The 6,751-nt window shown below is 69.8% G+C and carries 4 protein-coding genes; 1 reads left to right on the plus strand and 3 read right to left on the minus strand.

The features are described 5' to 3' along the window. Positions 1–103: 103 nt before the first annotated feature. The 3 genes from D7X74_RS37770 to D7X74_RS37780 form a co-directional block, all read right to left on the minus strand. On the minus strand, positions 104–2,539 hold the full coding sequence (locus D7X74_RS37770; RefSeq protein ID WP_120537829.1) for a serine/threonine-protein kinase: 2,436 nt from the start codon (positions 2,537–2,539) through the stop codon (positions 104–106). Between the two features lie 12 nt (positions 2,540–2,551). Further along, positions 2,552–4,222 carry an adenylate/guanylate cyclase domain-containing protein gene (locus D7X74_RS37775; protein ID WP_120537827.1) on the minus strand — a complete coding sequence of 557 codons (1,671 nt, stop codon included), beginning with the start codon at positions 4,220–4,222 and terminating at the stop codon, positions 2,552–2,554. 136 nt (positions 4,223–4,358) lie between these two features. Next, entirely contained in the window at positions 4,359–5,294 is a 936-nt protein-coding gene (locus tag D7X74_RS37780) for a hypothetical protein (protein ID WP_120537828.1), read from the minus strand. Positions 5,295–5,366: 72 nt separating this feature from the next. On the opposite strand from D7X74_RS37780, the gene truD reads away from it, so the two are divergent. Then, positions 5,367–6,751 (plus strand): tRNA pseudouridine(13) synthase TruD (gene truD / locus D7X74_RS37785; RefSeq protein WP_233602430.1); only part of this gene is annotated, 1,385 nt, incomplete at its 3' end.

Consider the following 6,751-nt stretch of genomic DNA (forward strand, 5'->3'; position numbering starts at 1 on the left):
CCCATGCCCTACCCCCGCCCCACCGGCCCGTGAAGGACACGGAGCCCGGCGGGAGCAAGGTGGGAATGGGAGGACGGGGCGGCAAGCCCCACGACGGGCGCGGCTACTCGCCGCCGTTGGCGACCTTGCGCACCGGACGCTCCTTGAGCGTCCCCGACACCTTCAGATCGTCGTAGGTGCACTTCAGGTTGCGGCACCCCAGCGCCAGCTTGCCCACGCGGCCGTCGAAGCCGGGGAGGATCTTCGTGGCGAAGAGCTTGTTGTTGAGGAAGGCGTCCGCGCGCACGCCGCTCTTCTGCTTGCGCAGCTGGAGGCGGACCAGGAACGGACCCTGCCGGGGCAGCGGCATCTCGTCACCCACGAGGTTGCGGGCGTCGTCCGCGCTGTTGCCCACGATCTCCCGTCCGTCCTCGGCGGAGATGTAGCGCCACGACAGGCGCATGCCCACGTCCGGGATGGCGAAGACGGACACCTGCACGTCGCGGATGCGGAACGCCAGCTCCCCGAAGTGCTGCGCGTCCTCCTCCACCAGGTACTCGCGGCCCAGCGGCTTCACGTCCATCAGCGTCTCCGCCGTGAAGTCGTCGCTGGAGAAGTAGCGGTGCGCCAGGTAGGCGCGCGGCACCAGCTTGTTGCCGTCCGTCTCCATGCCGCCCTGGATGGCCTGCAGCTCGCCGTCCACCATGCGCCACGTGCCGCTGTGGACGTTGATCTCCTCGGTGCCCTCGCCGAAGCCGACCTTCAGCGTGGAGGCCGTGCCGTTGCCGTTGGGCGGCGTCAGCGTGATGTCGGAGAACACCTCGCCCTCCGTGTTGGGCGGCCACTGCGCCTGCCCCGGCTTCACCTTCACGCCCTGCGTGCCGATGACGTACTTGTCGTCCTGGCCCAGGTGCAGGCTCACCGGCCCCACGAAGGCGCGCACCCCGAAGCCCAGCAGCGCCAGTCCCCCCACCACGGACAGGCCCGTGCGCACCCGGCCCCAGCCCGCGTTGAACCTCTCCAGGAGGACGCTCTCCGCCCCCGGGGCCACCTGCCCCGCGGGGAGGATGTCCGCGCGACGCACCCGCGCCAGCTCCGCCCCGGGCACCGCCTGGTGCGGCGGCGACGAGGCGGACACCAGGGACTCCAGCGCCTCGCAGACCTCCGTGGCGGTGGCGTAGCGGGCCTCGCGGTCCGTCTCCAGCAGGCGCTCCACCACCGGATCCAGGCGCGGATCCAGGCCGCGCACGCGCTGGGACGGCAGCTTGAAGCGGCCCACGGGCAGCTCGCCGGTGAGCGCCTCGTACATCATCACGCCCAGCGAGAAGAGATCCGCCCGGCCATCCACGTTCTTCGCGTCCCGGCGCTGCTCCGGGGCCATGTAGTTGAGCGTGCCCATGGCCACCGACGTGGCGGTGAGCTGCTTCTGGGAGTCCGGCTGCCGGATGCCCGCGAGCCCGAAGTCCGCCACCTTCGCGTTGAGCCGCCCATCCAGCAGGATGTTCTCCGGCTTCAGGTCGCGGTGGATGATGTTCTTCTCGTGCGCCGCCTCCACCGCGCGCGTCACCTGCAGGAGCACCTTCAGCGCCTGCTGGGGCGAAATCGGATCCGCGCCGCTCAGCGCGTGGCGCAGCGACTGGCCCTCCACGTACTCCATGACGAAGTAGTAGTGCTCGCCCGCGACGCCCCGGTCGATGATCTGCACGATGTGGGGGTGGCTCAGGGCCGCCAGCGCCGTCGCCTCCTTGTCGAAGCGCGACACGAACTCCGCGTCCTTCGCCAGCCGGGGCGGCAACACCTTCACCGCCACCGTGCGGCCCAGCGACTGCTGGCGCGCGAGCCACACCTCGCCCATGCCGCCGCGGCCCAGCACCTCCAGCAGCTCCAGGCCCGGAAGCTGGGGCTTCGCGCCCGTCAGCACCGTCTCCGCGTTCTCGATGTGGCGCAAGGCCGTGTCCACCTGGGGCCGGGCCTTCTGGGGAGGACGCACCACCGTGGCCCCGTCCCCATCCACCGAAGCGTCCATCGCCTGGGGGTCCGACGCCGGCAGCGCCACCCCGGACGTGTGCCCGGAGAGGCCCTCCACCGTGGCCGGAACGACGCTTCCGGGCAGCTCGCCCTCACCCGACTTCGCCACGCCATCCGGTCGCAGGACGTTCATCTCGGCTCCCCCCGGGGAATCGGAGACGGCTTCCGCCCGCACGGACGTCGAAGGCGGCCCGGCCAGGGCCGTCGCCTCCGAAGCTCCGCCGTACGGATCCGTCTCACGTCCCAACCTGCTGTCCTCCCTGCCCGTCCCAACACCTGGATCGGCGGAAGGTGACATCGACACCGGTGGATTTCCCACCGTGCGCGGCACGAACGTCACCGCGACGCCTGTTTCATCGTCGTTGCGGACAGGCGGCCTGCTGAGCGACGCGTCGGCCGGGCGGATGCTGGACACATCCGCGCGCCGCACCTCGAACCGGATGCCGCAGCGGCAGACGACCTTCTGGCCGCTCACGTACACCCGGGTGTCGTGCACCGTGCCGCAGTTGGGGCACGACTGCGTCGTGGTCATGGCGCGCATGGATCAGCGCACCTTGCGCGAGGTGGAGGTGGTCAGCTCCGCGCCATGCACGCGGAAGGTCTGCACGCCCTTCTCCTTGCCCTTCACCTGGAGCATCGGCAGCTCCTCCACGTCGAAGCCCGGCCCGGACTTGCGCACCGTCGCCTCCGACGCCAGCACCTCGCCACTCTTGGCGATGCCGCACAGCCGCGACGCGGTGTTGACGGTGTCGCCAATGGCGGTGAACTCGTGCCGCTCCGCGCTGCCCATGTAGCCCACGACGGCCTGGCCCGTGTTGACGCCAATGCCCACCTCGATGGGCTTCTTGCCGTCCAGCACGCGCTGCCGGTTCAGCTCCGTGACGGCGTCCTGCATCTCCAGCGCCGCCCTCAACGCGCGGCCCGGATCATCCGGGTGCGACGAGGGCGGGCCCCACACCGCCATCACGCAGTCCCCGATGAACTTGTCCAGGTTGCCCTCGTAGCGGAACACCACGTCCGCCATCGCGGTGAAGAAGCTGTTGAGCATCGACACCACCTCCTGCGGCGAATCACTCTCCGCCAGGGTGGTGAAGCCACGGATGTCCGCGAACAGGCAGCTCACCTCCGCGAGCCGGCTCTGGCGCAAGTCCTCCGTGCCGCCGTTGATCACCGCGTCCGCCACCGCCTTGGACAGGAAGCGCGACAGCTCCGCGCGCGTCACCGCCTCGTTGCGGATCTGCTCCGCCAGGGCCGCGTTCTCCAGCGCGATGCCGGCCTGCGCGGCGATGCCGGACAGGATGGTCAGGTCCTTCTCCGAGAAGGCGTTGATCTGCTGCCGGCTGTCCAGGAAGAGCACCGCCTGGATGTCGCCGTTCACCATCAGCGGCACCGCCATGGCGGAGCGGATGCCCTGCGCCACGATGCTCTCCGCCGCGGAGAAGCGCTCGTCGATGATGGCGTCCGCCGTCAGCACCGCCTTGCCCGTCTCCACCACGCGCTTGAGCACGGTGTCCGACAGCATGACGTTCACCATCTTGCCCTGCCGGTGGTGCACCGCGGCCGGGATGAACTCCCCCTCCACGCCCACCTTCAGGATGACGCCGTGGTCGGCCGCCAGCAGCTCGAAGGCCACCTTCAAGATCTGCTCGAACAGGTCCGCCTGGTTGCCCTTCAGGCTCACCTGCCGGTGGAACTCATGGGCGATTCTCAGCTTCTCGTAGTCGCGACGCAGCGCGGCGGTGTCCGTCACCTGGTCGGACGGGCGGAAGTTCTGCGGCACCTGGTCCATCTGGGCCAGGAAGGCCGGCATGGAGACGGCGTTCGCCACCACCGTCACGCCCGGCAGCGTGGGCGGGTTGCCCTGGCCCGGGGCGGCCTCGCCGTTGTGGAAGACGAGCCGGGAGGAGCCCAGGGCGATCTCGTCCCCGTCGCGCAGCCGCATCTCCCCCGTCACCCGGCGCCCGTTGACGAAGGTGCCGTTGGACGAGTTCAGGTCGCGCAGGACGAAGTCCCGGCCCACCTTCTCGATGGTGGCGTGCTCCTTGGAGACCTCACGGTCCACGAGCCGCAGCGTGTTGGACGGATGGCGGCCGAGCGACGTCGTCGGCCCCAGGGGAAACTCCCCCAGCGTCCCGTCCGCGAACCGCCCCGTCAGGTGCGGCCCGCGCGGGTGCGACCCGGACCTGGGCGGGAATGGGGCGGGTGCCTGGTTCACGCGCGAATCCTCACCGGTCCGGACACTACCAGAGCCCTCCGCCCCAAAGGAACGCTCGCGTCGCCCCACCCCTTCCGGGCCGCTGTCCCCCTGTACGGCCGGTCAGTCCCGGGGCTTCGAAGCGACCTCAAGGGGCTCATATCGAAGGCGGGGCCACCGTCCCCGGGGCCGCCGGGGCCGCTGACGCGGGCGGACGGGCGCCGGGCGAGCGGAAGGCCAGCCCGATGGACGGCAGGAAGGTCATCCCGCCCAGGTCCCGCTTCCCGCCGAAGATGTCCGGCTTGCAGTACACGTAGCCGCCCGTCAGCTCCGCGTAGATGTGCACGTAGCGGTAGCCCAGGGCGAAGCCCACCGTGGAGCCCACGAAGTGGCTGCTGACCGTGGTGGGCAGGCTCACGTCGAAGCCCGTCACCGGGGCGCCCTGCTGGGCGAAGTCCACCAGCTGCGCGTCCAGCCGGGTGTGGCTGTAGACGTACTTGGGGGCCCCGTAGAGCTTGAACACGTCGCCGTATTCGGCGCTCAGGTACAGCGGCACCTCCACGTCGAAGCGGTTGAAGTCTCCCAGCTCCACCACCTCCAGCACGTCCAGCAGCGCCCCGGAGAACAGGTGCTTGGACACCCCCAGGCCCAGGGCCAGGTCGTAGGAGCGATTCCTCTCTTCCCCGCCGTGGGCCAGCCGCACCTTGCCGTCGAAGCGCAGGGCGTTGCTGCTGAAGCGGCCGCCCAGGTCCAGCCCGTCCAGGACGCCCACCCGCACCATCAGCTCCGGGTTGACGCCCGGCGGGGCCACCACCAGGGCGATGCCGGCGGTGAGCAGGCGCTGCTGATCCTCCTCGGAGAGGGTGTAGGGCCGGCCCTCCTCGATGGCGTCCATCGCCTCGCGCCCCTGGTCGATGCCCACGTCCACCACGCTGGCCAGGGTGCCCACCGGCACGAAGACGCCCATGCTGCCCGTCACCTGGACCTGGCCGGGCGACAGCGTCTTCGCCGTCTGCATCGTGGAAAGGGGGGTGGCACAGCCCACCGTGACGCTGGCGAACCCCAGCAGGAGCAGGACGGGAAGAGATCTCATGGGGTTGCAGGTTATGCCCATTTCCGGCGCGAACGCTTCATTCCGCGCGTCCACGCTGCTAAGGGGGCTGTCGTGCGAATCAAGCAAAAACCCGAGGACTTCTCCGTGAAGGAGTCCTACCGCTTCGACGAAGCCGCCAATGGGCGGCATCGTGTCTACCTCATGGACAAGCAGAAGTTGTCCACCTTTGACGCGGTCAACCGCCTCATCACCAAGTTCGGCTTGAAGCCGGGCTCCATCAGCTACTGCGGCCTGAAGGACAAGCAGGGCCGCACCGAGCAGATCATCGCGGTGGATGGCGCGGACGTCGACATGCAGGAGCCCGACCTGCGCCTGAAGTTCCTGGGCCGGACGGACAAGGCGCTGTCGGCGCGCAACATCACCTCCAACCGCTTCTCCGTCACCGTGCGCGCCCTGTCGCACGACTCGCTGGCGCCGCTGAATCTGGCCACCGCCGAGGTCAACCGCCTGGGCGTGGTGAACTACTTCGACAGTCAGCGCTTCGGCGCGCTCAAGCACGGCCAGGGCTTCATCGCCAAGGACATCATCCGGGGCGACTTCGAGGCCGCGCTGCACAACTACTTCGCCCGTCCCTCGGAGCTGGATCGCACCGAGGACGCCAAGGTGAAGGGCTTCTGGCGCGACAACTGGGGCCAGTGGGACGCGCGCGTGCCCTTCGAGGGTGCGAAGAAGTACCACCGCATCCTGCGCTCGCTGCGCGACCATCCGAACGACTGGATGCGGGCGTTCCTGCAGATCGACTCGGACTACCGGGCGATGATCCTCTTCGAGTACCAGAGCTTCCTCTGGAACGAGGGCGTCCGGCGCTACCTGCAGCTGCTGCTGCCGCGCGAGCACATGTTCCCCATGCGCTACCAGGCCGGCACGCTGCTGCACTTCCGGGACGCGAGCCCGGAGGTCCTGAACACGCTGCGCGACGCGACGTTCCCGCTGGTCGGGCCGGACTCCACCTTCAGCGACCCGAAGGTGGCGGAGGCCATGGCGTGGGTGCTGGGCCGCGAGAAGCTCAAGCTCTCCGACCTGCGCATCAAGAACGCGGAGCGCCTGCTCTACTTCAAGGAAGAGCAGCGCCCCCTGCTGATGCACCCGCACAAGCTCGTGGTGGGCCGCACGCAGAACGACGACGTGAACCGCGGCGACATCAAGGTCAACGTGGCCTTCACGCTGCCCCCCGGCGCGTACGCCACGCTGGTCATCAAGCGCCTGTTCCACTTCGAGTACACGGAGGACACGAAGGAGGAGGTGCGCGCGTCGCAGCGTCCGCGCCTCGTCGCCACCGAGCGGGCCGAAGCCCACGTCGAGGCGGCCCAGGCCGCGGCGCGTGAAGCCGAGGGGCCTTCGCGCCACCGCACGCTGGCAAGCCACAGCACCCGCGCGCCCGCCCGCGCCACCAGCCGGGATCCGCGTCCGGGTGGCCGAGGCGAACGCGTCAGCGT

It is taken from the genome of Corallococcus sp. CA047B (assembly GCF_003612065.1).
GTDB lineage: Bacteria > Myxococcota > Myxococcia > Myxococcales > Myxococcaceae > Corallococcus > Corallococcus praedator.

Coding starts and splice junctions, on each gene's coding strand:
- D7X74_RS37770 (WP_120537829.1), bottom strand. CDS start 2,539: ATGACCACGACGCAGTCGTGCCCCAACTGCGGCACGGTGCACGACACC.
- D7X74_RS37780 (WP_120537828.1), bottom strand. CDS start 5,294: ATGAGATCTCTTCCCGTCCTGCTCCTGCTGGGGTTCGCCAGCGTCACG.